This is a genomic window from Novosphingobium sp. TK71 (assembly GCF_055361505.1).
In genome coordinates this window covers 3,290,029-3,316,589 of record NZ_CM143962.1, presented here as the reverse complement: position 1 = coordinate 3,316,589, position 26,561 = coordinate 3,290,029, and the positions used below count along the sequence as shown (strand labels likewise).

The window sequence follows — 26,561 nt, the reverse complement described above, 5'->3', positions numbered from 1 at the left end:
GCCTCTATTATAGGAAAGCCGCGCGGCAAAATCTGCCTAGCGCCGAATATCGAGAACTTTTTCGCAAGGTGCTGGAATGGACGTATCCTCCTTCGTTCTGCTGAGCCACGAGCAGGCCTTGCGCCGGCAGCTCGACATCACCGCCAACAACATGGCGAACACCAATACCGTGGGCTACAAGCGTGAGCAGGCGCTGTTCCACGAATATGTCGAGACCGTGAAGGATGCGCCCGTCCAGGATGCGCGCAAGACTTCGTTCGTGCTCGACTTCGGCGCCGTGCACGACACCGCGCAAGGCGCGTTCCAGTCTACCGGCAACCCGCTCGACGTGATGATCGACGGGCCGGGCTACCTCAACGTGGAAACGCCCGAAGGCGGCGTCGCCTATACGCGGGCAGGCTTCGTGAAGATCCTGAGCACCGGCGAACTGGCCAGTTCCGGCGGCCAGCGCCTGCTGGACCAGAACGGCCAGCCGATCACCATCCCGGCCGACCAGATGAACCAGGTGTCGATCACCGAGGACGGTTCGGTCATGGCCGCGGGCGCCCAGGTCGGCCGCCTCGCCGTCACCAGCTTCGCCGACGAGAACATGCTGGAACCGCGCGGCGACGGGATGCTCACCGGCACCGGCGGCCGCTTCCTCGCCGCCGCGCAGACCAAGCTCAAGACCGGCGGGGTCGAGGCCTCCAACGTCGAGCCGATCAAGGAGACCACCAACATGGTCGAGATCCTCCGCTCGTACCAGACCAGCCAGCGCCTCTCCGCCGACCTCAACGACATGCGCAAGCGCGCGATCGACCGGCTCAGCCGCGTAAGCTGACCCCCGCACAGTCCCACCTCATTTTCACGAAGGAGCCATCATGCGTTCGCTCTCCATCGCTTCGACCGGCATGCTCGCGCAGCAGACCAACGTCGATGTCATCTCGAACAACATCGCCAACATGAACACCACCGCGTTCAAGCGCCAGCGCGCGGAATTCCAGGACCTGCTCTACCAGCAGGTCTCGCGCCCCGGCGCGGCGACCAGCGCCGACGGCACGCGGGTTCCCTCGGGCATCCAGATCGGCGCCGGCGTGAAGACCGGCGGCGTGTACCGCATCACCGAGCAGGGCGCCCTCACCAACACCGGCAACAGCTACGACCTGGCGATCGACGGCCCGGGCTACTTCCAGGTCATGATGCCCTCGGGCGACCTGTCCTATACCCGCGCCGGCTCGTTCCAGCTTTCGGACCAGGGCGAACTCGTCACCACCGACGGCTACCGCGTCCAGCCCGACATCACGATCCCGCAGGGCGCGCTGGGCGTCACCGTCTCCAAGTCGGGCGAAGTGCAGGTGAAGATCGCCGGGCAGACCGAACTGCAGACTGTCGGTCAGCTCGAACTGGCGACCTTCATCAACGAGGCCGGCCTCGAAGCCATCGGCTCCAACCTCTACCTCGAAACCAGCGCTTCCGGCCAGCCGACCGTCTCGACGCCGGGCCAGCCCGCATTCGGTACCCTGAGCCAGGGCTTCGTCGAAGCCTCGAACGTCAACCCGGTCTCGGAAATCACCTCGCTGATCACCGCGCAGCGCGCCTACGAGATGAACAGCCGCGTGCTCAAGACCGCCGACGAGATGCTCCAGACCTCCACGCAGATAAGCTGAGACCATGCTCACCGCTCTCCTCCTCGCCCCCGCGCTGGCCAGTGCCCCGGCGCTTCCGGCCGGCGAACCCGCGCCGGTTCTCGCCCGCACCGTAGAGCGCGGCGAAGTGCTCTCGAAGGCGGACTTCGTCACCGCGCCGGTGCTGCCGGCAGTGGCCCGCAACGCGCTGAGCCCGGCCGAAGCGGCGGGGCAGGAAGCGGTGCGCCGTCTCAACGCCGGAGCGCCCGTGCGCGCCACCGATCTCACCGCCCCGCACCTCGTGCGGCGCGGCGAGGCGGTGACGATCTCGCTCATTTCCGGCGGCCTCAAGATCACCTCGGCGGGCCGCGCGCTCAGCGACGGCGCCAAGGGCGAACAGGTGCGCGTGCTCAACCTCGCCACCAACCGCACGCTGGATGCCGTGGCCGAAGGCAGCGGCGATGTCCGCATGTCGGTCCAATAAGCGGCGCAGCGGCACCCAACCCCGCGCCCAAGGAGGCAAGCTCATGAAATCGCGTTTCACGCCGTTCGTTTCCGCGCTGCTGGCCGCCAGCCTGCTGTCAGGCTGCGGTTCGATCGGACGGCTCAAGAACGTCGGCAAGGCGCCGAAGATGTCGGAAGCGGAAAGCCCGGTCGCCCCGCGCCTCCAGCCCTCGCTCGGCAATCACTCCGTCGATGACCGGGCGCTGGCGGGCGGCGATGCCCCGCAGGCGGACGCGGCGCGCGGCGCCTCGTTGTTCCGCACCGGTGGCGGCGCCTTCTTCCGCGACCAGCGCGCCTCCCGCGTGGGTGACATCGTGACGATCCGCATCAACATCGCGGACAACGCCCAGGTCGCCAATTCGACCACCCGCACCCGCAACGGCAGCGAGACCGGCGGGATCGCCGCGCTGCTGGGGCTCGAAAGCCAGATTCCCAAGATCCTGCCTGGCAGCCCCGATCCGGGGAACCTCGTCAGCACGGACTCGAAGTCCAGCGCCACCGGCATCGGCAACACCACCCGGAGCGAACAGATCAACATGACGGTCGCCGCCACCGTCGTCGGCGTGCTGCCCAACGGCAATCTCCAGATTCGCGGCAAGCAGGAAGTGCGCGTCAATTACGAACTGCGCGAACTCGTCGTCACCGGCGTGATCCGGCCCGAGGACATCGCGCGCGACAATTCGATCAAGCACTCCCAGATCGCCGAGGCCCGCATCAGCTACGGCGGACGCGGCCAGCTTACCGATGCACAGCAGGCACGCTGGGGCCAACAGATCTACGACGCGCTCTTCCCGTTCTGAGCGCAGTCCATTGCGAAAATACATGGCCTCTCCGGCATTGGCCGGAGGGGTTTTCGCACATCTGCAATAACGCTTTCAAACCGACCCTATATTCACTGTAAACTCCGAAAATATTTTCGGCACATCGCCCGCTGTTGTTTTCGAACTTCCTAGAATGAAATCGCAGCCGGAAGATTTCCTGCTGCACGCATGGCAGCGTGATCTGCCGTCTGGCCGCAGAACCGGCCTGTAATTCTAGAAGGAAATGATACAATGGCGTTTTCGGTTAACACCAATGCTGGCGCAATGGCGGCTCTGCAGAGCCTCAACTCGACCAACCGCGGCATGGAAACCACGCAGAGCCGCATCAACACCGGCCTGAACGTTGCTTCGACCAAGGATGACTCGGCGAAGTACACCGTGGCCCAGACCCTTCGCGGCGACCTCGGCAAGCTGAGCGCGGTTACCTCCTCGCTCAACAACGCCAAGAGCGTCACGGACGTTGCGGTTGCCGGTGCAGAGCAGATCTCCGACCTGCTCAACGAGATGAAGTCGAAGACCCTCGAGGCTTCGGACACTGGTCTCGACGTCGAAAGCCGTACCGCGATCTCGAAGGACCTGGTTTCGCTGAAGAACCAGATCGGCACGATCATCGACGGTTCGGACTTCAACGGCACCAACCTGCTGAAGGGCACTGCCGCAGCCACCGACGGCAACGTCAGCGCTCTCCAGTCGATCGCTTCGGGTGCAGCTACCCTGACGGTTGCGAACCAGGGCTTCACCACCAAGGCCGACACGGCCTTCGGTGCGTCCGGTACCGACACCGACATCACTGCCCTGAACGATGCCGACTCGGCAACCGGCGCTGCCGCAGCCACCGCCCTTTCGACCAAGCTCGACACTTTCTTCGACGAAGTTAAGGACAGCCTGAGCGATCTGGGTGCAGCTTCGCGCCAGCTCGAAGGTCAGCAGACCTTCAACAGCAAGCTGACCGACGTGGTCACGACCGGCGTGGGCAACCTCGTCGACGCCGACCTCGCCAAGGAATCGGCGACCCTTCAGGCCCTTCAGGTCCAGCAGCAGCTGGGCGTGCAGGCTCTGTCGATCGCCAACCAGGCGCCGCAGACGATCCTGTCGCTCTTCCGTTAATCGGAGGATCGATGGTCTCCCGGTTCGCCGGGAGGCCAATCGTCAGGAAGGCCGGGATGGTTCACCATCCCGGCCTTCTGTCGTTTCGGGGAGCATGAACCGGGGTGAGGTCGAAAGCGCAGGAGCCAGAATTCCTGAGATCGGCAAACACCATGGACAGGCAGCCAGGCGGACCCTGGAGATAGCCCGGAACCCGCAGTTTTCCGGGAATCCGGGACCAGCGATTCACCCGCCGAACTATAATGATAATGGCGCGCCCATGGCGGGACCGACCCCCCAAGCAGGAACTGGAATACAAATGCTTGATTTTCTGAACAATTGGCGGTTGCCCAAGAAGTTGTGGGCGGCCTTTTCGATCATCAACATCATCATTGCCGTGGTCGGCATCAACGGGTTCTTCGCAACCCGTGAACTCAATTCCATCGCGCAGCAGCATGTCGAGCGCGGTCTTGCAGGCATGTCCCGCCTCGCCGATCTCATCAGCGACGTGAAGGAACTGCGGATCGTCGTCTACAGCTACTACAACGCCAATTCCGCCGAGGACGCCGCCAAGCTGCGCGACCGTCTCAAGGAAGGCGAAGACAAGCTGATCGGCTCGGTGAACGCTTATGCCGAAGTGGCCGGAGACGATTTCAAGGCCGACGTCGACCAGATGCGCGAACGCGCCGTGGCGCTCAACAAGATCAACGACCATATCTTCGAAACGCGCACCAAGGGTGATTTCGACGGTGCGATGGGCCTCATCAAGAACGAGGGCAAAGTCGCCTCGCACGACATGATCGCCCAGACCGAAGGCCTGATCGAGAAGTCGCGCCAGCGGTCCAAGATTGCCGCCGAGGCAGGCGCGCACACCGCGGACGTGGCGATCTACCTTTCGGCCACTCTTGCCATTGTCGGCATGGGCCTGATCGTGTTCATCTGGCTGCTCATCAACCGCACCGTCGCCGCGCCGATGAGCCGTATCGCGGATGTCACCACGACGCTGGCGGAAGGCGGGCGCGCCGATGTTCCCTATCGCGAGCGCCATGACGAGATCGGCGAGATCGCCGGCGCCGTCGAGCAGTTCCGCGCCGCCGCCGAGGCCCGCGCCGAGATCGACGCCAAGGCCGCCCGCGAACAGGAAGTCGTCACCTCCACCCTGCGCGGCAGCCTCCAGGCGATCAGCGAGGGCGACCTCACCCAGACCATCTCCGCCGAGTTCCCCCCCGCTTACGGCGAACTCAAGAGCAACTTCAACTCCGCCCTCGGTGCCCTGCGCGACCTCATCGGCGCCGTCGCCGAAAGCGCCGTCGCCATCCGCACCGGCTCGAGCGAGATCGCCCAGGCATCCGAAGATCTCGCCCGCCGCACCGAGAGCAACGCCGCCAGCCTCGAAGAGACTTCGGCCGCGATCACCCAGATGGACGAGCGCCTGCGCGCCACCGCCGCCGCCGCCGGACGCACCGTGCAGCGCGCCGACGGGGCGATGACCGTGGTCGGTTCCGGCCGCGACATCGCCGACGAGGCGGTGCAGGCCATGGGCCGCGTCAGCGAAAGCGCCAAGGGCATCGATTCGGTAATCGAGGGGCTCGACAAGATCGCCTTCCAGACCCGCGTCCTTGCCATGAACGCCGCTGTAGAAGCGGGCCGCGCAGGCGATGCCGGTCGCGGTTTCGCGGTCGTGGCCGATCTCGTCTCGGCGCTCGCCATGCGCTCGGAAGAGGAAGCCAAGCGCGCCCGCGAACAGCTCACCGCGACCCAGACCGACATCGGCACCGCCGTGGAAGCGGTCCAGCGCGTGGACGGTGCCCTGCAGAACATCTCGGGCGATGTCACCGAAGTGCACTCGCTGCTGAGCAACATCGCCAGCGACAACCAGGCCCAGTCCTCGACGATCACCCAGATCAGCGCCACGATCGGCACGATGGACCAGGCCACCCAGCAGAACGCCGCGATGGTCGAGGAGACCTCCGCGGCGGCGCGCAACCTCAACAGCGAGGTCACCTCGCTGTCGGACCGCGCCGCGATGTTCCGCATCGGCAACGAACCGCAGGGCCTGCGCCCGGCGCTCCGCCCCGTGCCTGTCAGCAGCTCGGCCAACATCCCGGCCAGCGCGCCGATCCAGACGATGGCCTCGCGAAAGCCGCTGAAAGCGCTCGCCACCGCCGATGACTGGATGGACTTCTAAAAAGCCTGCCTGAAAACCGGAAAGCCGCCCCCGAAAGGGGCGGCTTTTTCCTTGCCGGCTACTTCAGCACCAGCGGCAGCCCCGCCGCGACCAGGACGGCATGATCCACGGTTGCCGCGACCTGCTGGTTGAGCCGCCCCGCCTCGTCACGAAAACGCCGGCCCAGCGAGGTCTCGGGGACGATCCCCATCCCGACCTCGTTCGCCACCAGCACCAGCGGCTTGGGACAGTCGGCGATAGCCCGGCACAGCGCATCGAACCGCGGCTGCAATGCCGCTTCCGCCAGCATGAGGTTCGACAACCAGAGCGTCAGGCAATCGACCAGCACGGCGTCGGCTTCCCCTGCCGCCTTCCCGATCGCCTCGACAAGTTCCATCGGCGCCTCCAGCGTCGACCAGCGCGGACCGCGATCCTCGCGGTGCCGGGCGATCCGCGCCTCCATCTCGTCATCGAGCGCCTGCCCGGTGGCGATGTAGACCAGGCGGCCGGGAACCCCCTCGACCAGGGCCTGCCCGTGCCGGCTCTTGCCCGACCGCGCGCCCCCGAGAACGAATGTACTGGTCATGCGCGATACTCCGTAAGGGCCAGCAGGCCGTCGATATCGAGATGGCGCTCCATCCCGGCTGCCAGTTCGTCGAGCGCGGCATCGACACCGGCTCCATGATCGCGCCGGTCGCTTTTCGCGCCGAGGCGCGCAAGCAGTTCGGCGCGCAGATCGGTGGAGGCGAGCAGGCCGTGGCAGTACGTTCCCATCACCATTCCGCTTGCATCGACAGCGCCGTCGGCCCGGTTGCCGCCCAGCATGGCGAAAGGTTCGGCCCGGTGTCGTTCAGTCACCCCCAGGTGCATTTCAAACCCGGTCAGCGGCTTGCCCAGCGCGGTGCCGGAAACCTCGCGCAGGGCCTTGCGATCCCCGAGCACGGTCGTCACGTCGAGCAGGCCCAGACCGGCGATCTCGCCCGCCGCGCCCTCGATACCGAGCGGATCGGCGATGCTGCGCCCCAACATCTGGTAGCCCCCGCAGATCCCCAGGACCATGCCCCCGCGCCGGTGATGGGCAAGCACGTCGATGTCCCAGCCCTCGGCCCGCAGGAATGCCATGTCCGCCATCGTCGCCTTGGAGCCCGGAATCACGATGAGCGCCGCTTCGGCCGGAATCGGCGTGCCGGGCGGGATCATCGCCACGTCCACGCCGGACTCCTGCCGAAGCGGGTCGAGGTCATCGAAATTGGCGATACGCGGCAGGATCGGGCAGGCGACGAGCAGCTTGCCCCCAGCGCCGCCGAGCCCGCGTTCGAGCACTACGGCGTCCTCGCTCGGCAACCGGCCGACCGCGCCGGCCCAGGGCATGACTCCGTAGCCGCGCCAGCCGGAAAGACGCTCGATAGCGGCGTAACCATCTGCGAACAGCGCCGGATCGCCGCGAAACTTGTTGATGAGGAAGCCCCGGATCTGTGCGGCATCGTCAGGCTCGATCACCGCCCGCGTGCCCGCCACGGCCGCGATCACGCCGCCCCGGTCGATATCGCCGACCAGCACCACCGGCACCCCGGCCTCACGCGCGAAGCCCATGTTGGCGATGTCCCCGGCGCGCAGGTTGATCTCCGCCGGAGAGCCCGCGCCTTCCACCACCACGAGATCGCAGCGCGCCTCAAGCCGGCGATAGCTTGCCATGACTTCGGGCAGCAGGATCCGCCGCGCCTCCCGGAAATTGGCGCTGCCAAGCGTGCCGCGCACTGCGCCGTGAACGACCAGCTGCGAGGTCCGGTCCGCCTGCGGCTTCAGCAGGACCGGGTTCATGTCGACATGGAGCGGCGCCCGCGCGGCCAGGGCCTGAAGCGCCTGCGCCCGTCCGATCTCCCCGCCTTCCGGCGTGACGGCGGCATTGTTGGACATGTTCTGCGGCTTGAACGGCAGGACCCTGAGCCCGCGGTTAGCCAGCGCCCGGCACAGCCCCGCCACCATGACCGACTTGCCCACGTCCGAGCCGGTTCCCTGCAACATCAAGCCAGCCATGCCACTCCCAACGCGATAATTCCCAGCAAGGCGCAGGCCCTGCGATAAATGCCCAGCGCCCGGCGCAGATCGCGCGCGCCCGCTTCCCGGCCCTCCTCCCCGATCCAGGGCTTGGCCGCAAGCACACCGTCGTAGATGATCGGCCCGGCGAGCCGCACGCCCAGCACGCCCGCCATCGCCGCCTCCGGCCACCCGGCATTGGGCGAGGCATGGCGGCCGTGATCGCGCGCCATGACCCGCCACCCGCCGCCTCCGGCGAGGCAGATCAGCACCCCCGCAAGCCGCGCCGGAATCAGGTTCGCCGCATCGTCGATCCGGGCCGCCGCCCAGCCATAGGCACGCAGCGGCGGCTCGGGATGGCCGATCAGGCTGTCCGCCGTGTTGATCGCCTTGTAAGCCCAGCCCCCCGGCACACCGCCCAGCAGCAGCCAGAACAGCGGCGCGGCCACACCGTCGCAGAAACTCTCGGCAAGGCTCTCGATCGCGGCGCGAACCACGCCCGCCTCGTCGAGCCCTGCGGTATCACGGCCGACGATCATGCCGACCGCATGGCGGGCCTCGGCCAGATCCCCTGCCTCCAGCGCGGAGAGAACCGGGCGAACGTGATCGTCAAGACTGCGCGCTGCAAGTGCCGGCCATGCGAGGATAGCCAGCAGCAGCCAGGCCCAGTCGCCCGCCATGCCGCGCACGATCCAGACGACGAACGCGGTGCCCGCCCATACCATGCCGATCAGGCCGAGCATCGCCGCAAGCCCAGCGATCCGGCGCGCCATGTCGGACCAGTCCGCCCGGTTCAGCTTCCGCTCGCAGCCGGTGATGACCCTTGCGAAAAGGCCCACGGGATGGCCGATCAGGCCGTAGATCCACCCCGGCCAGCCCAGCCCGCCTTCCAGCACCATGGCCGCAAAGGCGACCGGCTCGATCACGCCAGCGCCTCGCCAAGCCGGTCAAGCGCGGCGGGATCGGCGGGCACGCCCAGCCGCACCCAGTCGGGATGTTCCGCGAAGGGCCGCACGAGAATGCGCGCACGGGCAAGCCGCTCGAACAGCGCCTTGCCCTCGCATCCCGTCACCAGCCGGAATAGCGGGCAGTCACCCTCGGGCGAAAGGCCGTGACGGCGCAGCACCGTATCGAGCGCCGCGGCGCGGACCGGAAGCTGGCGCCGCGTCTCGGCAATCCACGCACTGTCGCCATAGGCCGCCTCGCCCAGCGCCAGCGCGGCCGAATGCACCGGCCAGCTACCCAGCATCTGGCGCAGCAGCATCATGAGCGCGGGCGGGCCGAGCACGAAGCCGAGCCGCAATCCCGCAAGCCCGAAGAACTTCCCGAACGAGCGCAGCACGATCATCCTGAAGCCGGGTGCCACCGCGCCGGCTACGCTGGCCTCGGGCTGACAATCCGCGAAAGCCTCGTCCACGATCAGGAATCCGCCCGCCTCGTGGATGTGCCTCGCCCATTCGATGACCGCTTCGGGCGCGCGCAGCACGCCGTCAGGGTTGTTCGGATTGGCCATGACGAAGACTTCCTGCCCCCGTGGCACTTCGCCGAAGTGTGCCGGACGCGACGGGAAGAACGCCTCCTTGTGCGTACGATAGGCCGGAACCAGCGCCCGGCCCGGCAGCGCCAGCGCCTTTCCGAGCAGGCGCAGCGCGGTTTCGCTGCCCGGCACCGCACAGCACAGGCCGGGCTCCACGCCGAAATGGCGGGCGGCGGCAGCTTCGAGGCGGGCCAGCGCATCGGGATCGGGCAAGGCGGTCCAGTCTACCGGGGCCTGCGCGGGCCAGGGCGATGGATTGAGGCCCGTGGAAAGGTCCAGCCAGTCCTCCGGCGCGCCGCCGTAGAGCCTGGCGGCCTCGCTCACCCGGCCGCCGTGGAACATGAAGGCGCCGCTCATCGCACCACCACCAGTGCGAGGAGCAAGGCGGTTTCCACCACTTCGATCCCGGCCCCGTGCCCGTCCCCGGAAATGCCGCCGATCCGGCGTTTCAGCCACCAGCCCCACGCCGGAACCGCCAGGAACACCGCCAGCAGTGCGGGCGCGACCAGCAGCCCGGCGGCCAATGCCGCCACGCTCCAGCCGATGACATGCCCCCAGCCGACGGCGCTGCGAAACCGGCTGCCGAGCCCTTCGTGCAGCGGCGGCAGCGTGAGCGTCCACACCAGCGGTGCGATACGCGCAAGCGGCGGGACAAGCACCAGCGCCCACACCGCTCCGCCCACCTGCCCCGTCATCTGCCCCGCCATGTGCCCTGCCGCCAGCGCGTGAAGCAGGACCAGCTTGGTAAGCAGCTGGAGCACCACCGCGACCACCGCGAAGCTGCCGACATGAGGGTCCGCCATCACGGCGGAAATGCGCGCCCGGTCCTTGTGCGCTGCGCCCGCGCCGTCGGCAACGTCACCAAGGCCGTCGAGATGGAGCGCGCCGGTTATCGCGGCCCAGCCGGCCAGGCCGAACAGCGCCGCCAGCCAGGTGTCGCCGGTGTACATGCCCAGCCGCCACGCCGCCGCCACCGCCGCGCCGACCGCCAGCCCCGCCACCGGGAACCAGCGCATGGACCGCGCGAAATCACCGGCATCGGCCTGGACCGCCGGAAGCGGCAGCCGGGTCAGGAACTGGAGCGCGAGGACCAGCCCCCTCATGCCGGCTTGCCGCTGTCGAGCGTGATGATCTGCGCGGCGGGCAGGTTCTCCCCCGGCCAGATGCGCAGGCTGACGAGCGCGCCATAGGGCAGTTCGAATGCCCAGACCTGCCGATGGTCGAACCCGAAAAGCACCGAAAGAGCCGCCCGCATGGCGCCGCCATGCGTGAGGATCAGGCTGGCGCCGTCGATCCCGGTCAGCGCCTCGCCGACGCGGGCACAAAGCTGCGACCAGCGCTCGCCGCCGGGCGGGGCATGGGCTTCCGGATCGTCCCAGAACCGCGCCTGCACCGCCGGATCGAGCTGCTGGGGGGCAAGGCCGTCCCATTCACCGAAATCGATCTCGCGCCAGCGCGGATCGCGTTCGTGCGGCAGGCGGCGGCTGACCGCGATCTGCGCGGCAGGAATGCTGGACCGGCGCAAGTCCGAAGAGATCACCCGATCGAACGCCAGCCCGCCCGAACGCGTGACGCAGCGCGCCACGCCCGCCGGGGTCGGCGCATCGTCGCGGTGGCCGAGCAGCAGGCCCGGCTCCTGCGGCGCCCCATGCCGCATCAGGTGGACGAGGATCCCGCTCACGCCTGCGCCGTTTCCGCGTCCCTGCCCGCATTCTTGCCCGCAACCGCCGCTTCGGCGAACGTCGCCATGCCATTGTGCGCGGCGATCGCCGAACGCACGATCTGCGCCGCCACCGCCGCGCCCGAGCCTTCGCCCAACCTCATGCCCAGTTGAAGCAGCGGATCGAGGCCGAAACGATCGAGCAGGCGGGCATGGCCCGCTTCCGCCGAACAGTGCGCGGCAAGGCAGTGCGCCAGAAACGCGTCATTGTCGGCGAGCAGCGGCGCCATCGCCGCGCAAGTGATGAACCCGTCGAGCAGGACCGGCACCCGCAAGTGCCGCGCCGCCAGCACCGCGCCCGCCATGGCGGCGATCTCCCGTCCGCCGAGACGGCGCAGGGTCTCGAAGGCGGTGCCGCAATGCCGGCCGTGCAGCGAAAGCGTGGCCGCCACCGCCGCCGCCTTGCGCGCCAGCCCGTCATCGTCGAGCCCGGTGCCTCGCCCGATCCAGTCCGCCGCCTCGCCCCCGAAGACCTGCGCGGCGAGCGCGGCGGCAGGCGTGGTGTTGCCGATGCCCATCTCTCCCACGAACAGCAGTTCGGTATCCGCCGCTACCGCAGCCGCACCGGCGTTGAGCGCGGCCAGGCAATCCCCCTCGCTCATGGCGGGCAGGCAGGTGATGTCGCCGGTCGGTCGGTCGAGATCGAGCGGAACCACCGCAAGTTCGGCCCCGCAGGCCGCGGTCAGCGCATTGATCGCCGCGCCTCCGGCTCGGAAGTTGGCGACCATCTGCACCGTCACTTCGGGCGGATAGGCGCTCACCCCGCGTGCGGCGACGCCGTGGTTGCCTGCGAAGATCACGGCGCGGATCAGATCGGCGCGCGGACGTTCCCGGCCCTGCCAGCCGGCCATGAACACCGCGATCTCCTCCAGCCGGCCGAGCGAGCCCAGCGGCTTGGTCAGTTCCGACTGGCGCGCGCGGGCGGCCTCGGTAGCCGCCGCATCGGGCGCGGGAAGCCGGGCGAGTGACGCCGCGAAGGCGGCAGGATCGGCGAAACGGATCATGAGCAGATGAAACCTTCAGGCGGGGTGCGGGTGATGAAGTGGCCTTTCACGCCCTGCGGCCACTCCCGATAAGGCACCTGGCCTTCCTCGCTGGCGGCATGGCGCACGGCATATTCGAGGATCGCACGGGCAGCCTGCTCGTCCGGCGCGAAGTCACCCAGCACATAGCCGAGCTTGCCCGGCGCCCGGATCGCCACGGTGCAATGGCGCTGGCAGGCGAAGAGGCAGGGCATCTCGTGAACGGCAACGCCCTGCAGGTCGGGCTCCGCTGCCTGCACGTCGCGCATGGCCTCGGCCAGCAGCGCACCGCCGCGCTGGCCGTTTTCGTCATCGCGTGCCTCGGCGGAGTGGCGGCATGTGCTGCACACCAGCACGGCGGGACCGGGTTCGACGGGGCGCAGCATCAGAACCGGCTCCTCAGCCCGAGGTACAAGGTGCGGCCGAGCGTGCCGTAGCCGCTCACGGTCTCATAATTCTCGTTGCCCACGTTTTCGATACGTCCTTGAAGAATCAGGCCTTCCCTGGCCTGCCACTGCGCGCGCAGGTCCACCAGCCAGTAGTCGCCGAGCATGGCGGTGCCGGTGGCGGCGTTGTAGCTCTCGCCCGAATAGCGCGCGGCAACGCTGGCGCGCAGGCCCTGCGGCAGGTCCACGCCGGCCTCGGCATTGGCGAGGTGCCGGGGCACGCGCTGGAGCTGGCGGCCGTAAGTGCTGCTGCCCGCTGTGCGGTCCTCTGCCTCTATCAAGCTGTAGTTGCCCTGGGCGAAGAGGATGCCCCATCTGGCCGAAGCCGCCAGTTCCAGCCCGCGCGCGTGGCTCGCCTTGACGTTGGCGTAATAGCCGAAGCGCGATGTCGTGGTGCCGGGAACGTAGCACACGTCCGGCAGGGCGCCGCTGGTCGGGCAATAGGCGAAATCGATCAGGTTGTCGGTGTCCCGCTCGAACCAAGTCGCGGAAAGGCGCAGCACTTCGCCGAAACCCTGTTCCGCGCCCACTTCCCAGCCCCGGGCCTTCTCGGGCCTGAGATCCGCCGCGCCATAGAGGCTGAACAGCTGATAGAGCGAGGGCGCCTTGAAACCCTCGTCATAGCTGGCGCGCAGCACCGTGGCGCCGGCGTTGGGCGTATAGACCGCGCCCGCGCTGAACACCGTGCTGCCGCCGAAGCGCGACTGGTGATCGTAGCGCGCGCCCCCGTTGAGCGTCAGCCCGGCCAGCGGTGTCAGGCGCAGTTCGCCGTAGACGCTGTCCGTATCCGCCGTGGTGGGCGTGAGAACATAGGCCGCCGTGCTGTTGGAGGGCGAGGCGGTGGTCATCCGCTGCTCCTCGCGCTCGGCGCCGAACACGGCCTGCACCTTGTCCGAGAACGCGTAAGTGCCCTGGTACTCGAAGCGGCGCACCCGGCCATGGGCGTCGAAGGTGATGGGGCGGATCGTCCGCGCGGGGTCGTAGTTCTCGCGGTCGGTCTCGGTCTGGAGCAGGGCGACGCGGTTGGCCAGCCTGCCGCCCGCCAGTTCGAAATTGAGCCCGGCATAGCCCGACCATTCCCCGGTCCGGCCATAGGCCCGTGAATCGCCCGAGGTGCCGTCGAAATCGTTCTTCGAATCCGACCAGTAGCCGCGCAGGTCCAGCGAGACGCCCGGCGCGACGCGGAAGGTCATGGTGCCGCTTGCGGAACTGCGCCGGTAGCCATCGTCCTCGGTGCCGTTGGAGCGGGCCGAGATGCCGTCGGTGGTGAAGCGGGAGGCGGAAATCCGCCAGTCGATCGCCTCGGAGGTGCCTCCCACCCCGGCGCGGGCCGAAACGGTATCGTGGGTTCCGGCCTCCAGCGCGAAGCTGCCTTCCAGCGGCTCGGTGGGACGGCGGGTGCTGACATTGACGACCCCGCCGATGGCATCGCTGCCCCACAGGATAGACTGCGGCCCGCGCAATATCTCGATGCGGTCGATATCGTCGACGAACAGGTTGGCGAAACCGTATCCCCCTGCCGTCGAGGAGGCATCGGACAGGCGCATCCCGTCGATCACCATGACGCCCTGCCCGGCATCGGCGCCGCGAATGCGCAGCGAGGTGGTGGTGCCGTAGCCACCGTTGCGCGACAGGCTGATGCCTGGCGTGCGCAGCAGCGCGTCGGTCAGTGCAATGGGCTGGGCGGCAACGATCTGCGCCTCGTCCAGCACGGTGACGGTGTCGGCCACCCGGTCGGCCGCAACCGGCGTGCGCAGCGCGGTAACGACGATGCGCTCGCCGGAGGACGCGGCATCGGCCGCCTCGGCCAGCGCCGGGAGAGGGTGACAGGCCAGCGCAAGAGCAAGGGTGCTGGCGGCGGGTATTCGGCAGTTCACGGCATATCCTTCAAGCGAGCGTCGAACCCGGCCGGGTCGGCACTCGCGCGAAAGGCGGCAGTCGTTCGGCAGGCGACGACAGGCCCTTTCGCGCCGGGAGCCGGCACGGCAGTGGCTGTCGTTGCGCGAGGATAGCCCCGTTCGCCCGGCTCACCCTGTCCGGTCGAAGAACGACTGCGGCAGGCAGGTCTCCTGGCTCACGGGTCAATGCCGTTTCGGCCGCCTTCTCAGGGATTTGCACCCCCAATGGCGAAATGGCCGCACGGCTCTCCGCTTACAGTTGCAGGGGCAGCCCGGGTCTTGAACCCGCGTTCCCTTTTGATCCCCTCGCGGGGAACCTGTCGCAGCGGCGGCCCTATCGGGTGGCGGTCCGGCGTGCAAGAGCGCGCTGCTTGCGCAGCCTTGCGAAGTGCCATAGGTCCGGCCGCCGGAAGGGGGGAACCGAACCATCATGCACCACTGCCGAGCCTTTCCGTCCGGGCGATATCCGTGCCTCCGCGCGGTGGCTGCCCGATGACCGCCTGCCCCGCCCTGCTCGTCGCCGCGCCGTCCTCGGGACAGGGCAAGACGCTGGTGACTGCCGCCCTCGCCCGCCGCCATGTCCGTGCCGGGCGCCGGGTGCGGGTGTTCAAGTGCGGGCCGGACTTCCTCGACCCGATGGTCCACGAGATCGCCAGTGGCGCGCCCGTCCACCAGCTGGACCTGTTCATGTGCGGCGAAGACCAGTGCCGCGCGCTGCTGCACGAAGCAGCGCTGGAGGCCGACCTGATCCTTGTCGAAGGGGTGATGGGCCTGTTCGACGGCACCCCGTCCTCCGCCGACCTCGCCCGGCATTTCGGCCTGCCGGTGATGGCGGTGATGGATGGTTCCTCCATGGCGCAGACCTTCGGCGCGCTCGTCCACGGTCTGGCGACTTACCGCGACGATGTGACCCTCGCCGCCGTGCTCGCCAACCGCGTGGGCAGCGAACGCCATGCCGAACTGCTGGAACGCGGCCTGAAGGAAGGCGTGCAATGGCTCGGCGCGATGCGGCGCGACGAGGGTGCCGGCCTGCCCGAACGTCATCTCGGACTGGTGCAGGCCGGTGAAGTCCCCGATATCGAAGCGCGGATAGACCGCGCCGCCGATCTCCTGCCCGAAAGCGCCCTGTGGCTGCCGGAACCGGTGTCCTTTCCGGCCGCGCCCCGCTGCGCCGCTCCGCCGCCCTCGCTGGCGGGCCGGCGCATCGCCGTGGCCCGGGACGAGGCGTTCGGGTTCATCTACCCGGCCAACCTCGCCTTTCTCGAAAGCGCGGGCGCCCGGCTGTCATTCTTCTCGCCCCTGCGCGACACGGCGCTGCCGGAATGCGACGCGCTCTGGCTGCCCGGCGGCTATCCCGAACTTCACCTCTGCGCGCTCACCGCGAACCGGACGATGATCGGGGCCATACGGGAGCATTTCCTGGCCGAACGCCCGATCCTCGCCGAGTGCGGCGGCATGCTCTACGCCTGCGAACGGCTGGAGGACGCATCAGGCACGAGTGCGCCGATGCTGGGCCTGCTGCCTGCGCAGGCCAGGATGCAGCCCCGGCTTGCCGCACTGGGCATGCAGGAAGCCGAACTCGGCGGCCACGCAGTCCGCGGCCACACGTTCCATTACTCCAGGCTGGAAACCGGCCTTGAACCCGCAGCGCTCGCCCGCACGCCGGACGGGCGCAAGGGCGAGCGGATTTTCCGGCAGGGCTCGCTCACTGCGAGCTACATGCACTTCTATTTTCCGTCGGCGCCGGAACTGATCGCGGCACTTTTCGGCTAGGCAATCGCCGGCAGCTTCGCGAGGTGCTTGTCCAGCGTGATCGGATAATCGCGAATGCGGACGCCCGTCGCGTTGTAGACCGCGTTGGCCACTGCCGCCCCCACGCCGCAAAGCCCGAGTTCGCCCACGCCCTTGGCCTTCATCGGCGAGACCTTGTCGTCCGCCTCGTCCAGGAACACCACTTCCTGATGCGGGATGTCGGCGTGGACCGGCACTTCGTATCCGGCAAGGTCGTGGTTGACGAAGAAGCCGAAACGCTTGTCCACCGCCAGTTCCTCCATCAACGCGCCGCCCACGCCCATGGTCATCGCGCCGATCACCTGGCTGCGCGCGGTCTTGGGGTTGAGGATGCGCCCGGCCGCGCAGACCGCCAGCATCCGCCGCACGCGGACTTCGCCGGTATAGGAATCCACTGCCGCTTCCACGAAGTGCGCGCCGAAGGTCGATTGCTGGAACTTCTTGGCGAGATCGCCCCACTGCATCGTCTCTTCGGCAACGAGTTCGCCCGATTTCGCGGCATCGGCCAGCCGTGCCGAACGGTTGCCCGCGCGAATCTCGCCATCGGCGAATTCGGCCGCCTGCGGGTCCATGCCGAGTTGCTGCGCCGCCATCTCGCGCAGCTTCGCGCAGGCCGCGTAGACCCCCGAAGTCGCGCTGTTGGCGCCCCATTGCCCGCCCGAGCCCGCCGAGGCCGGGAACGAGGAATCGCCCAGCTTCACGCGCACTTTCTCCACCGGCAGGCCCATCATCTCCGCCGCGGTCTGGGCGATGATGGTGTAGGAGCCGGTGCCGATGTCGGTCATGTCGGTCTCCACCGTGACCATGCCGTCACCCGACAGGCGCACGCGCGCCGCCGAAGTCATGTTGATGTTGTTGCGGAACGCCGCCGCCACGCCGAGCCCGACGAGCCAGCGCCCGTCACGCACTTGCGCCGGTCTGGCGCTGCGCCGGTCCCAGCCGAAACGCCGCGCGCCGTCCTCGAGGCAGCGCACCAGGTTGCGCTGCGAGAACGGCCGCTCGGGATGCTCGGGATCGACCTGCGTATCGTTGAGCACGCGGAACTTCACCGGGTCCATACCCAGTTTCTCGGCCATCTCGTCCACCGCGATCTCCAGCGCCATGAGCCCCGGCGCCTCGCCCGGCGCGCGCATGGCATTGCCTTCGGGCAGGTCGAGTTCGGCCAGCCGCAGGGCGGTGAGGCGGTTCGCACCGGCGTAGAGCAGCTTGGTCTGCTGCGTCGCCCCTTCCGGCCCGCCGCCGGGCAGATCGCCGGACCAGCTTTCGTGGCCGATGGCGGTCAGCTTGCCGTCCTTCGTCGCGCCGAGGCGGATACGCTGGATCGTCGCCGGACGGTGCGTGGCATTGTTGACCATGAACGGGCGCGGCAAGGCGATCTTAACCGGCCTTCCGCAAGCCTTGGCGCCCAGCGCGGCCATCACCGCATCGGCGCGCAGGAACAGCTTTCCGCCAAAGCCGCCGCCGACATAGGGAGACATCACGCGCACCTTCTCCGGCGGCATCTTGAACGTCGCCGCCAGTTCCCGCTTGTTCCAGGCGATCATCTGGTTCGAGGTCCAGAGCGTGAGCGCATCGCCTTCCCACCAGGCGATCGTGGCAAACGGCTCCATCATCGCGTGGTTGTGATCGGGCGTGGTGTAGGTCTGGTCGATCTGCACGGGAGCCGCGGCGAAAGCACCCGCGAAGTCTCCGGTGTGGGTATCGGCATCGTTGCCGGTCAGCGGCTGGGCGCCCGGCTTCTCCTTGGCGAGATCGAAGCGTCCCGCCGCGCGCTCATACGTGATCCGCACCGCATTGGCGGCAGAGCGCGCCTGTTCGAAGCTTTCCGCCACCACCACGGCAAGGGCCTGGTGGTAATGATCGATATTGGGCCCGCCCAGCAGCTTGGCGGTGTTCATGCTGCCCTTGCCCAGCGGCTGCGCGTTCTCCGCCGACACGATGGCCAGAACGCCCGGCATCCGCCGCGCATCGTCCGCGTTGAACGTGGCGATACGGCCCTTGGCGATCCCGGCACCGATCACGAAGCCATAGGCGGGCTTGCCCGGCACCTCCCGGTGCTCATAGGCATAGGGCGCCTGTCCGGTGGTCTTGAGCCTGCCGTCCACGCGGTCGACGGCCTTGCCGATCACCTTCATCGCATCGATGGGATTGGTGCCTGCGGGCGTTTCGAACTTCATGCCCTGTTCTCCGCGATGAGAGCCGCCAGCGTGCGCTCGGCCAGCGTGATCTTGAAAGCGTTCTCGTGCGTGGGGCGAGCGCCTGCGAAAGCCGCGCGTGCCGCCGCGCCGGCACCGGCAGGCAATTGCGCATCGGCAGCCTCCACCCGCCACGGCTTCGGCGCAACGCCGCCGAAGGCGACCCGGCCGCTGCCGTCCGCTTTCAGCACCGCCGCTACCGAGACGAGCGCGAAGGCATAGGAAGCACGGTCGCGAACCTTGTGGTAGAAGTGGCTGCCGCCGATCGGGGCGGGCAGGGTCACGGCGGTAATCAGCTCGCCGGGCTGGAGCGCGTTCTCCACATGCGGGGTATCGCCGGGCAGGCGGTGGAATTCCGCCACCGGAATGCTGCGCGTCTTGCCGCCCGCATCGACGGTTTCCACCGAGGCATCGAGCACGCGCAGGGCCACGGCCATGTCGCTGGGATGCGTGGCGATGCAGGCGTCGCTCGTGCCGATCACACCGAGCTGGCGGTTGACGCCGCCGATCGCGGCACAGCCCGAGCCGGGCCGGCGCTTGTTGCAGGCCTGGTTGGTATCGTAGAAATAGGGGCAGCGCGTGCGCTGGAGCAGGTTGCCGCCGGTGGTCGCCTTGTTGCGAAGCTGGCCCGATGCCCCCGCGACGATGGCCCGCGTCAGCACGCCGTAGTCCTTGCGCACCCTGCGGTCCGATGCCAGCGCGGTATTGCTGACCAGCGTGCCGATGCGCAGGCCGCCGTCCTTCGTCTCCTCGATTCGGTCCAGCCCGAGGTCCTGCACGTCGACCAGATGGGTCGGCGTCTCGATCTCCAGCTTCATCAGGTCGAGCAGGTTGGTGCCGCCCGCGATGAACTTCGCGCCCTTGTTCGCGGCGACGGCAGCGGCGGCAGCGGCGGGCGTCCGCGCCCGCTCATAAGTGAAGGCCCTCATGCTTCGACCTCCGCGCCGTGGGTTTCGGCGATCCGCACGCCCGCCACTTCGGCCATGGCCTCGGCGATGTTGGAATAGGCGCCGCAGCGGCAGATATTGCCGCTCATGCGTTCGCGCATTTCAAGCGCGGTAATCTCCGGCGCGCTGCCGACATCGGCCTGCACATGGCTGGGAACCCCCGCCCTGATCTCCTCCAGCACCGCCACCGCCGAGCAGATCTGCCCCGGCGTGCAATAACCGCACTGGAAACCGTCGTGCTTGACGAAGGCCGCCTGCATCGGATGCAGGCCATCCGGCGTGCCGAGCCCTTCGATCGTGGTGACTTCGTCGCCTTCGTGCATGACCGCCAGGCTCAGGCAGGAATTGATGCGCGTGCCGCCCACCAGCACCGTGCAGGCGCCGCACTGTCCGTGGTCGCAGCCCTTCTTGGTGCCCATCAGGCCGATATGGTCGCGAAGCGCATCGAGCAGCGTGGTACGCGTATCGAGCATGAGCGCCTGCGGCTTGCCGTTGACCTTGAACGTGACTGCCATCGACGGGGGCTGCTGTGCCATGGGTGCCGCTCCTTCCGCGACGGAAGGAATGGCGGAAATTCCGACACTTGCCACGCCGCCCGCCAGAACCGCCCGTCTGGATACCTCGAAATGCGCCGTTTCGCTCATTGCCCGTCCTTTTCGCACCATGGGGACGCATGACCGTCCATCTGGCACGATAACGCACAGGCGCGCCAAACGGCACTGCGCTAAATCGCATGCCGTCATGAACGGGGCTCATGATCAACTGTTCCCGAGGGGCGTCCCGGGGGGCGAGGTGCCTAGGCCGCGCGGCCGCGCAGGAGCGAGGCCAGCAGGCCCGCTCCGCCCGCCAGCAGCAGGACATCGATCAGCAGCGATCCGCCGCCGGGCAAGGCCGCCGCGCCGTGGATCAGGGCCAGCATCGCCAGCAACCCCGCCAAGGCCCAGCGCCAGCCCCGTGCGAGCCGGGGTCCGGAAACCGACCTTGCCAGCGCCGAGGCCACTATCGACAGGACGGTGAGCCCCAGCCATGCCTGCGGAAGCGGCGCTTCGGGTGCGAATCTCGCCAGCAGCGCGGTCATGGCGAGGATCGCGGGCTGCCCCCAGCAGACGGCAGCCCAGATCCGCTCCCACTGCGGGGCCGCGCGGCCCCGGTCGCGGCGGCGGGCGAGCCAGATCGTCACCCCGCTCGACGTCACCACGCAAAGCGCCGCGCCCAGCAAGGCATAGGCGATCCGCACCGGCAGTCCGCCGTACCAGCCGAAGTGCAACTGGCCGATACCGCCAAGGATGCGGGTTCCGGTGGCGATGTCTTCGGGATGCTCCTGCGCGATGGCCTTGCCGGCGGCATCGAAACGGGTCTCGTCCTGCTGGACCAGAAGCCGGTCCCGTCCGCCGTGAACCGCAATGCGCATGTCGGCGCGGCCGGGCCGTTCGACCACGACGCTCTGCGGCCGGGCCTCGGGCGAATGCGCGCGCGCCTCGGCCATGAGGGCAGCGATATCCGGCAGCGGAACGGCGCGCGTATCGACGGGCGGCGGCGCATCGAGGAACAGTTCGTAGACCTTCTTCATCCCGCCTTGCGGGTAAAGCAGCAGGGCCAGCACCGCGACGATGATGGTGCTGAGGCCCAGCAGCGCCCCGGTCAGCGCCAGGGTGAAGTGGAACGGCAGCGCCCAGATCCCGAGCCGGTTGTGCAGATCCGCCTCCTGCAGCCGCCGCGAACCGCCGAGGCGCAAATGGAAGGCATCGCGCAGCACCCGCGGATGGGCGAGAATCCCCGAAACGAGGGAGGACAGCAGCGCCACGCCGGTCAGCCCGACGATGAACTCGCCCCAGCTTCGCGGCAGGTGCAGGTTGACGTGAAGGTGGATCAGGAACTCGGTCCAGACCGCTTCGAGCCGCGAAAGCGAACCGTCCTGCGCCACCGCCCACTTGCGCTCGAACGTCGGGCTATAGGCGACCAGCGTGGCCCCCTCGCTGGCGGCGCTCGGCAGGGTCAGGTACAACGCGGCGTCGGCGGGCGTCTCCTTCGCGCCCTCGGCGATGGCGCGTGCGGCAGCCCGATCGCTCAGGCTCCGCGCCACCGGCGTGGCGGGAACTTCCCAGCGTTCGAGATCCGGCGCAAGGACGGCCACGGTCCCGGTCACGCAGACGAGATAGATCACCGCCGCAAAGGCGAGGCCGAGGATCGAATGGCTGCTGAGCACCGAACGCACCGTCTCGGGCGAGATCGGCCAGCGCCACTGTTTCTTGCGGGTATTGCTCATCACGAGGCTCCCAGATGGGCAAGGCCGAAGCCGATCACGCTGGTGCCCACCAGCACCGCCGCGGCGCGCAGGATGCGGCGGTCCGCGAGGGTCCAGGTCATGGCAAGGCCCCAGAGCACCGGCATCAGCAGCCCGCCCAGAACGATCCGGGTGCGCGGATCGCCCGGCAGGTAGACGGTCACGCAGAAGGCCACCGCCATCGCCGCGGTCATGCCGAGCGGCCCGGCCAGCAGCGTGCGCAGGACGCCGCGCCAGAAGCGGCCCGGTTCCTCCAGCGGTTCGGGCGCGGTGTCCGCCTCGCGCAGGCGCGCGGCCTTGCGCCGGACCCGGCCCAGCCAGATCACGACGAGCGCCCCGATGCCTTCCATGACGAGCGCCAGCGCGGTTCCCTTCACCGGGCCGATCGCGAATGCCGCCGCCAGCAGGAGGCCGAGCAGGACGAACCAGCCCCCGGCCACCAGGCCGAGCGCCGAACCGTCACGCCGCAGCCACGAGCGCCGCAGCAGGAAGGCGCCGGACGCGCCCCCCGCCATCAGCAGGAGGCTTGCCGGCCAGATCACCAGTGGACCCCGGCGCCCAGGCCGAAGGTCTGCGGCTCACCCAGGATCGCCTGGTGGATCGCCGCATATTCGTACTGCTTGTACTTCTCGTTGAAGATGTTGCGGGCGAAGACGAAGAGCGACCAGTTCCCGGTCTCGTAGCCGAGCTTGCCGTTCACCACGGTACGGGCGGAAACCTTGTACTGCGCCTGGTCCTGCCCGACCCCGGTATAGACCGAGGTGCGGTAATTGGCGTTGACGTTCGCGGTGAACCCGCCGCCGAACTGCGCGTTCGCGCCGCCCGAAAGCGTCCATCGCGGGGCATAGGGGAACTGCGTGCCCTGGAGATCGACCGTGCTGGTGGCGCCCGTCGGCAGGGTGAAATCGTCGAACCGGGTGCGAACGTGCCCGACCGAGGCATAGAGATCGATACCCGTCGCCACGGCGGCGTTCGCCTCCACCTCGAACCCGTAGAGGTGCGATCCCGCTGCGTTGACGGTGTTGTAGTCATAGGCGTTCAGCCCGAAGTAGGCGGTGACCTGCTGGTCCTTCCACTCCATGTAGAAGAGGTTGGCGTTAAGCGTCAGGCGGCCGCCCAGCCACTTGGAGCGCAGCGAGCCTTCGTAGTTCCAGCTGAATTCGGGATCGTAGGGCACCAGTTCGGCGCGCGCCGGGTTCTGGCTCGACCCGCCCGAGCGGTAGGCCCGCTGCACGGTGAAGGCGGTGGTGAGGTCGGGCGTCCAGTCCATGCTGATCCCGGCCTTGGGCAGGAAAGCGTTGAACGTGCGGCTGTTGGAGGCCAGCGGCGAGGAAGCATCGGAAACGAGGCCGAGCACGCCCTGGTTGATGACCGAGATGACCGGCGCATAGGCGGTGCCCATGAAGTTCACGTCCGGCAGGGTGCCGTTGAAGGCGGCCACGGTCTCCGCCGCGTAACGGTTGCGCTCGTGATCGAAGCGGAAGCCTCCGATCAGCGTCAGCCGGTCGGTCAGCTTGAAGCGGGCATCGCCGAACAGGGCCATCGTCTCGACCTTCTCGGGCTGCTCGGCGCTATAGGCAACCGGGATGACCGGAAGCTGGGCCGCATAAGCCGTAGCGATGGACTGCGCGGTCGCCGCGTTGAAACCGTTGGCTTGAAGCAGCCCCGCGATCGTCGCGGTCGGCGTGGCGATGTTGACGCGGCTGTTCTGATCGATCGTGCCGGTGCGGCGATAGTACCACGCGCCCAGCAGCCCGCTCAGCCGCTCGTCCTCGTAATTGAGGCGCAGTTCCTGCGTCAGCGTCCTGTAGAGGTAGCGGTTGTCGATCGCCTGGATATCTTCCGGCGTACCGTCGGTGTCGATCACTGAGTGGACCTTGGAACGGTTCCACGAAGTCACGCTCGACAGCTTGAGCCCGCCTGCCAGCGGATAGCTGAGGTTCAGCACCGCCAGATCGCTGTCGATCTTGCCGCGGCTGGGCTGATCGCCGGTCGAGATGCGGTGATCGAAGTAGTCCGGCACGTCGGTCCGCGAATATTCGTAGAGATAGCCACCGTCGCGCCGCACGCGGTTATAGCTGGCCACCGCTTCGAGACCGGGAATCGCGCTCGGCGTCCACATGACCTTGCCGCGCAGGTTCAGCGACTTCAGCGCGTCGTCATAACCGCCGCGCGTGACGTTGCGCACCAGCCCGCGATCCGCCCGCCGCTCGGCCGAAAGGCGCACGCCCAGTTCGTCCCTGATGATCGGACCGCCGATCGCGGCGGAGAAAGTGCGATCGTCATGCTCGGTCCAGAGCACGCGCGCATCGCCGCTCCAACGGTCGAGAGCAGGGTTCTTGCTGGTGATGACGATACCGCCCGCCAGCGCATTGAGCCCCTGGATGGTGGACTGCGGCCCCCGCAGGACTTCGACCTGCTGCACGTCCCACATGTCGGTCGGGCCGCCATAGAGCGCCCACTTGGGGATCGGCGCGCCATCGACGTAGACGCTCGCCGCATCGGCCTGCCCGCCGGCGCCCACGCCGGTATTGCTGACGCCGCGAATGGTGAAGCCCGACGAGCCATAGGTCTCGGAAAGGTTCGCGGTGCGGTTGTAGACGTCCTGAATGGTGATCAGGTTTTCCCGCTCGATCTTCTCGGATGTGGTGACGGCGATGCTGGTCGGCGTCTCCTTAAGCGTGCGGGCGCTCTTCTCGCCGGTGACGATGATGTCGTCAGGCCCGGAAACCTCGTCGACCGGAGCGCCCTGCGCGTGGGCGGGAACGGCGAGCGCAGCCATGGCGACGCTCGAAAGCAATGCGGAAAACCTGAACATGAAACCCCCTGTTCCTTCGCGCGGGGGCATAGATTTCATCGATATTGCGAGTCAATCGCATTCTCATTTTACCACGCCGCATTTTCCACGACATGTCCGGCCCGGGTCTCGCCGCCCCGCGCCGAGGCCACGAGGCCGGGCGAGCGCACGAATGCCCCGGCGATGAATTTGTCGATGCGGCGGCGCTATCGATGCGATTGCGCAAATTTAACAAGCAGATTCCGTGATATATTGTTGAATAAGCGGCGTGTTTACCCCGTCGTAACCCTACCCGTTATCGTTTGTTAGTACGCAGGCGGTACTCTTTCATCCCGTCACAGGGGGCGCGGGCCATGGTGCCGATTGAAAGTATACTTTCGCCGAACAGAAAACTGACAAGCGCTCGCCGCGCCTCGGTTCATCTCGTTCAGGCGGCAAGCGCGGCCGGTGCCGTGGCCAGCATCTTCACCGAAGGCGCGGTGTCGCATGGCTTCGCCGCCGTTGCGGCGATCGGCGCGATTGCCACTCTTGCCGTCGGCATCCGCTACGGACGCCGCGCGGTGGCCGAACTCGATTCCCACCTCAAGCTGATCGACGAAGCCGGAGAGGCCCGGCGCCAGCTTGAGGAACTCTTCGCGATGACCGACATGCTCCAGGCGGCGGAAAACCACGAAGATGCCGGCGCCGTCCTGCGGGCAAGCGCGGAACGCCTGCTGCCCGGCTTCAGCGGCGCGCTTTACGTCTTCAACAATTCCCGAGACCGGCTGGACCTGGCCAAGTCATGGAGCCGGAGCGAGGATTTCGAGCCGCCCTGCACGCTGTTCCCTGACAATTGCTGGGCACTCAAGCGTGGCAAGCCCCATATCAACGACGCGCGCAGCGGCACGTTATGCTGCCTCCATCCGATCGGCGGCAGCTCCACCATCGAAGTGCCGATGATGGCGCGGGGGCAGGTATTCGGGCTGCTGGTGTTCGCCAGCGAGGCGCCGGACGCGCTCGAACGGCTGACGGACCTGCTCCGCGTGGCACGCGCGCTGGCGGATTCGATGTCGCTCGCGCTGTCCAACATCACCTTGCGCGAAAAGCTGCGCACGCAGTCCCTGCGCGATCCGCTGACGGGACTCTACAACCGCCGCTACATGGAAGACGCGCTCGAACGCTACATCAGCCTCGCCCAGCGCACCGGCACGGCAACTTCGGTGCTGATGATCGACCTCGACAACTTCAAGCGCCTGAACGACGATTACGGCCACGCCAAGGGCGATGCGGTTCTGCGCGACGTTGCCGGACAACTGGTGGGAACGCTGCGACCGTCCGACGTGGTGGCACGCTACGGCGGCGAGGAACTTCTGGTGATCATGCCCAAGTGCAGCATCGACAATGCCGCCGCCAAGGCCGAAATCCTGCGCAAGCGGATCGAGGGGCTTTCGGAAATCCATGCCGCGCAGATCAGCGCCTCTTTCGGGGTGGCCGCCGTGCCCGAAACGGCAACCGGCGCCGCCGACCTCGTACCCATGGCCGACAATGCGCTCTACGCCGCCAAGCAGGCCGGCAAGAACCGCGTCGTCATCGCCTCCCGCCGCGGCAAGGCCGAGGACAAGAGCGCCCTGCGCCTGACCGCCTCGGCCTGATAGCCACCAACTGAAAGCCGCCGCCCGGTCCTGTGCCGGACACGAAAAAGGGGCCGCATCGCTGCGGCCCCTTC

At 68.0% G+C, this 26,561-nt stretch carries 23 protein-coding genes and 1 riboswitch; of the genes, 8 read left to right on the top strand and 15 right to left on the bottom strand.

Annotated features, from left to right (window positions below):
• Positions 1-76 precede the first annotated feature (76 nt).
• The 6 genes from ACXJ16_RS15700 to ACXJ16_RS15675 all read left to right on the top strand — a co-directional run bounded on the left by ACXJ16_RS15700 (position 77) and on the right by ACXJ16_RS15675 (position 6,203).
• Entirely contained in the window at positions 77-820 is a 744-nt protein-coding gene (locus tag ACXJ16_RS15700) for a flagellar hook-basal body complex protein (RefSeq protein ID WP_054437928.1), read from the top strand.
• A 40-nt stretch (positions 821-860) separates the two neighbouring features.
• Positions 861-1,646 (top strand): flagellar basal-body rod protein FlgG, encoded by a 786-nt coding sequence (flgG, locus tag ACXJ16_RS15695; protein WP_054437930.1) that lies wholly within the window; start codon positions 861-863, stop codon positions 1,644-1,646.
• A gap of 4 nt (positions 1,647-1,650) precedes the next feature.
• Positions 1,651-2,088 (top strand): flagellar basal body P-ring formation chaperone FlgA, encoded by a 438-nt coding sequence (gene flgA / locus ACXJ16_RS15690; RefSeq protein ID WP_054437932.1) that lies wholly within the window; start codon positions 1,651-1,653, stop codon positions 2,086-2,088.
• A gap of 43 nt (positions 2,089-2,131) precedes the next feature.
• Positions 2,132-2,908, top strand: coding sequence for a flagellar basal body L-ring protein FlgH (gene flgH, locus ACXJ16_RS15685; protein ID WP_054437934.1), 777 nt, complete (start codon positions 2,132-2,134; stop codon positions 2,906-2,908).
• Positions 2,909-3,160: 252 nt separating this feature from the next.
• Positions 3,161-4,036 (top strand): flagellin, encoded by an 876-nt coding sequence (locus tag ACXJ16_RS15680; RefSeq protein WP_054437935.1) that lies wholly within the window; start codon positions 3,161-3,163, stop codon positions 4,034-4,036.
• Positions 4,037-4,334: 298 nt separating this feature from the next.
• Positions 4,335-6,203, top strand: a complete 1,869-nt coding sequence (locus tag ACXJ16_RS15675; RefSeq protein WP_324696805.1) for a methyl-accepting chemotaxis protein — start codon at positions 4,335-4,337, stop codon at positions 6,201-6,203.
• Between the two features lie 58 nt (positions 6,204-6,261).
• Here the strand turns inward: ACXJ16_RS15675 and cobU are convergent, their stop codons facing one another.
• The 9 genes from cobU to ACXJ16_RS15630 are packed head-to-tail and all read right to left on the bottom strand — an operon-like array spanning position 6,262 to position 14,821.
• Positions 6,262-6,768, bottom strand: a complete 507-nt coding sequence (gene cobU, locus ACXJ16_RS15670) for a bifunctional adenosylcobinamide kinase/adenosylcobinamide-phosphate guanylyltransferase (protein WP_324696808.1) — start codon at positions 6,766-6,768, stop codon at positions 6,262-6,264.
• Entirely contained in the window at positions 6,765-8,219 is a 1,455-nt protein-coding gene (locus ACXJ16_RS15665; RefSeq protein ID WP_463920924.1) for a cobyric acid synthase, read from the bottom strand. Before ACXJ16_RS15665 ends, cobU begins: the two co-directional genes overlap by 4 nt.
• Positions 8,207-9,145, bottom strand: coding sequence for an adenosylcobinamide-phosphate synthase CbiB (gene cbiB, locus ACXJ16_RS15660; RefSeq protein ID WP_463920923.1), 939 nt, complete (start codon positions 9,143-9,145; stop codon positions 8,207-8,209). Before cbiB ends, ACXJ16_RS15665 begins: the two co-directional genes overlap by 13 nt.
• On the bottom strand, positions 9,142-10,113 hold the full coding sequence (locus ACXJ16_RS15655; protein WP_324696814.1) for a threonine-phosphate decarboxylase: 972 nt from the start codon (positions 10,111-10,113) through the stop codon (positions 9,142-9,144). Before ACXJ16_RS15655 ends, cbiB begins: the two co-directional genes overlap by 4 nt.
• A complete protein-coding gene (locus ACXJ16_RS15650; RefSeq protein WP_463920922.1) occupies positions 10,110-10,859 on the bottom strand; it encodes an adenosylcobinamide-GDP ribazoletransferase in 750 nt (249 codons plus the stop codon). The genes ACXJ16_RS15655 and ACXJ16_RS15650 overlap by 4 nt, the downstream gene beginning before the upstream one ends.
• Positions 10,856-11,437 (bottom strand): histidine phosphatase family protein, encoded by a 582-nt coding sequence (locus tag ACXJ16_RS15645; protein ID WP_324696818.1) that lies wholly within the window; start codon positions 11,435-11,437, stop codon positions 10,856-10,858. Before ACXJ16_RS15645 ends, ACXJ16_RS15650 begins: the two co-directional genes overlap by 4 nt.
• On the bottom strand, positions 11,434-12,480 hold the full coding sequence (gene cobT / locus ACXJ16_RS15640) for a nicotinate-nucleotide--dimethylbenzimidazole phosphoribosyltransferase (protein ID WP_463920921.1): 1,047 nt from the start codon (positions 12,478-12,480) through the stop codon (positions 11,434-11,436). The genes ACXJ16_RS15645 and cobT overlap by 4 nt, the downstream gene beginning before the upstream one ends.
• The gene (locus ACXJ16_RS15635; protein WP_054437954.1) at positions 12,477-12,884 is read right to left on the bottom strand and encodes a DUF1636 domain-containing protein; all 408 of its coding nucleotides are present in this window, start codon (positions 12,882-12,884) and stop codon (positions 12,477-12,479) included. The genes cobT and ACXJ16_RS15635 overlap by 4 nt, the downstream gene beginning before the upstream one ends.
• Complete coding sequence (locus tag ACXJ16_RS15630; protein WP_463920920.1) at positions 12,884-14,821, bottom strand: TonB-dependent receptor plug domain-containing protein; 1,938 nt, start codon at positions 14,819-14,821, stop codon at positions 12,884-12,886. Before ACXJ16_RS15630 ends, ACXJ16_RS15635 begins: the two co-directional genes overlap by 1 nt.
• 165 nt (positions 14,822-14,986) lie before the next feature.
• Positions 14,987-15,178, bottom strand: a riboswitch (cobalamin riboswitch).
• A 156-nt stretch (positions 15,179-15,334) separates the two neighbouring features.
• On the opposite strand from ACXJ16_RS15630, the gene ACXJ16_RS15625 reads away from it, so the two are divergent.
• Positions 15,335-16,615 carry a cobyrinic acid a,c-diamide synthase CobB gene (locus tag ACXJ16_RS15625; RefSeq protein WP_463920919.1) on the top strand — a complete coding sequence of 427 codons (1,281 nt, stop codon included), beginning with the start codon at positions 15,335-15,337 and terminating at the stop codon, positions 16,613-16,615.
• On the opposite strand, the gene paoC is transcribed toward ACXJ16_RS15625, so the two are convergent.
• From paoC to ACXJ16_RS15595, 6 genes are all read right to left on the bottom strand, one after another.
• Positions 16,612-18,810: an aldehyde oxidoreductase molybdenum-binding subunit PaoC gene (gene paoC / locus ACXJ16_RS15620; RefSeq protein ID WP_324696829.1), complete on the bottom strand. Its 2,199-nt coding sequence runs from the start codon at positions 18,808-18,810 to the stop codon at positions 16,612-16,614. The genes ACXJ16_RS15625 and paoC overlap by 4 nt on opposite strands.
• Entirely contained in the window at positions 18,807-19,757 is a 951-nt protein-coding gene (locus ACXJ16_RS15615) for an FAD binding domain-containing protein (protein WP_324696831.1), read from the bottom strand. The genes paoC and ACXJ16_RS15615 overlap by 4 nt, the downstream gene beginning before the upstream one ends.
• A complete protein-coding gene (gene paoA, locus ACXJ16_RS15610) occupies positions 19,754-20,419 on the bottom strand; it encodes an aldehyde dehydrogenase iron-sulfur subunit PaoA (protein ID WP_463920918.1) in 666 nt (221 codons plus the stop codon). Before paoA ends, ACXJ16_RS15615 begins: the two co-directional genes overlap by 4 nt.
• Before the next feature lie 152 nt (positions 20,420-20,571).
• Positions 20,572-22,041: a PepSY-associated TM helix domain-containing protein gene (locus tag ACXJ16_RS15605; protein ID WP_054437965.1), complete on the bottom strand. Its 1,470-nt coding sequence runs from the start codon at positions 22,039-22,041 to the stop codon at positions 20,572-20,574.
• Complete coding sequence (locus ACXJ16_RS15600; protein WP_185998943.1) at positions 22,041-22,604, bottom strand: hypothetical protein; 564 nt, start codon at positions 22,602-22,604, stop codon at positions 22,041-22,043. The genes ACXJ16_RS15605 and ACXJ16_RS15600 overlap by 1 nt, the downstream gene beginning before the upstream one ends.
• Positions 22,598-24,877: a TonB-dependent receptor gene (locus tag ACXJ16_RS15595; protein ID WP_463920917.1), complete on the bottom strand. Its 2,280-nt coding sequence runs from the start codon at positions 24,875-24,877 to the stop codon at positions 22,598-22,600. Before ACXJ16_RS15595 ends, ACXJ16_RS15600 begins: the two co-directional genes overlap by 7 nt.
• Before the next feature lie 332 nt (positions 24,878-25,209).
• Between ACXJ16_RS15595 and ACXJ16_RS15590 the strand changes: the two genes are divergently transcribed.
• On the top strand, positions 25,210-26,487 hold the full coding sequence (locus ACXJ16_RS15590) for a sensor domain-containing diguanylate cyclase (protein WP_054437969.1): 1,278 nt from the start codon (positions 25,210-25,212) through the stop codon (positions 26,485-26,487).
• The last annotated feature ends 74 nt before the right edge of the window (positions 26,488-26,561 follow it).

Coding starts and splice junctions, on each gene's coding strand:
- ACXJ16_RS15700 (WP_054437928.1), top strand. CDS start 77: ATGGACGTATCCTCCTTCGTTCTGCTGAGCCACGAGCAGGCCTTGCGC.
- flgG (WP_054437930.1), top strand. CDS start 861: ATGCGTTCGCTCTCCATCGCTTCGACCGGCATGCTCGCGCAGCAGACC.
- flgA (WP_054437932.1), top strand. CDS start 1,651: ATGCTCACCGCTCTCCTCCTCGCCCCCGCGCTGGCCAGTGCCCCGGCG.
- flgH (WP_054437934.1), top strand. CDS start 2,132: ATGAAATCGCGTTTCACGCCGTTCGTTTCCGCGCTGCTGGCCGCCAGC.
- ACXJ16_RS15680 (WP_054437935.1), top strand. CDS start 3,161: ATGGCGTTTTCGGTTAACACCAATGCTGGCGCAATGGCGGCTCTGCAG.
- ACXJ16_RS15675 (WP_324696805.1), top strand. CDS start 4,335: ATGCTTGATTTTCTGAACAATTGGCGGTTGCCCAAGAAGTTGTGGGCG.
- cobU (WP_324696808.1), bottom strand. CDS start 6,768: ATGACCAGTACATTCGTTCTCGGGGGCGCGCGGTCGGGCAAGAGCCGG.
- ACXJ16_RS15665 (WP_463920924.1), bottom strand. CDS start 8,219: ATGGCTGGCTTGATGTTGCAGGGAACCGGCTCGGACGTGGGCAAGTCG.
- ACXJ16_RS15655 (WP_324696814.1), bottom strand. CDS start 10,113: ATGAGCGGCGCCTTCATGTTCCACGGCGGCCGGGTGAGCGAGGCCGCC.
- ACXJ16_RS15650 (WP_463920922.1), bottom strand. CDS start 10,859: ATGAGGGGGCTGGTCCTCGCGCTCCAGTTCCTGACCCGGCTGCCGCTT.
- cobT (WP_463920921.1), bottom strand. CDS start 12,480: ATGATCCGTTTCGCCGATCCTGCCGCCTTCGCGGCGTCACTCGCCCGG.
- ACXJ16_RS15635 (WP_054437954.1), bottom strand. CDS start 12,884: ATGCTGCGCCCCGTCGAACCCGGTCCCGCCGTGCTGGTGTGCAGCACA.
- ACXJ16_RS15625 (WP_463920919.1), top strand. CDS start 15,335: ATGACCGCCTGCCCCGCCCTGCTCGTCGCCGCGCCGTCCTCGGGACAG.
- paoC (WP_324696829.1), bottom strand. CDS start 18,810: ATGAAGTTCGAAACGCCCGCAGGCACCAATCCCATCGATGCGATGAAG.
- ACXJ16_RS15615 (WP_324696831.1), bottom strand. CDS start 19,757: ATGAGGGCCTTCACTTATGAGCGGGCGCGGACGCCCGCCGCTGCCGCC.
- paoA (WP_463920918.1), bottom strand. CDS start 20,419: ATGAGCGAAACGGCGCATTTCGAGGTATCCAGACGGGCGGTTCTGGCG.
- ACXJ16_RS15605 (WP_054437965.1), bottom strand. CDS start 22,041: ATGAGCAATACCCGCAAGAAACAGTGGCGCTGGCCGATCTCGCCCGAG.
- ACXJ16_RS15595 (WP_463920917.1), bottom strand. CDS start 24,877: ATGTTCAGGTTTTCCGCATTGCTTTCGAGCGTCGCCATGGCTGCGCTC.
- ACXJ16_RS15590 (WP_054437969.1), top strand. CDS start 25,210: ATGGTGCCGATTGAAAGTATACTTTCGCCGAACAGAAAACTGACAAGC.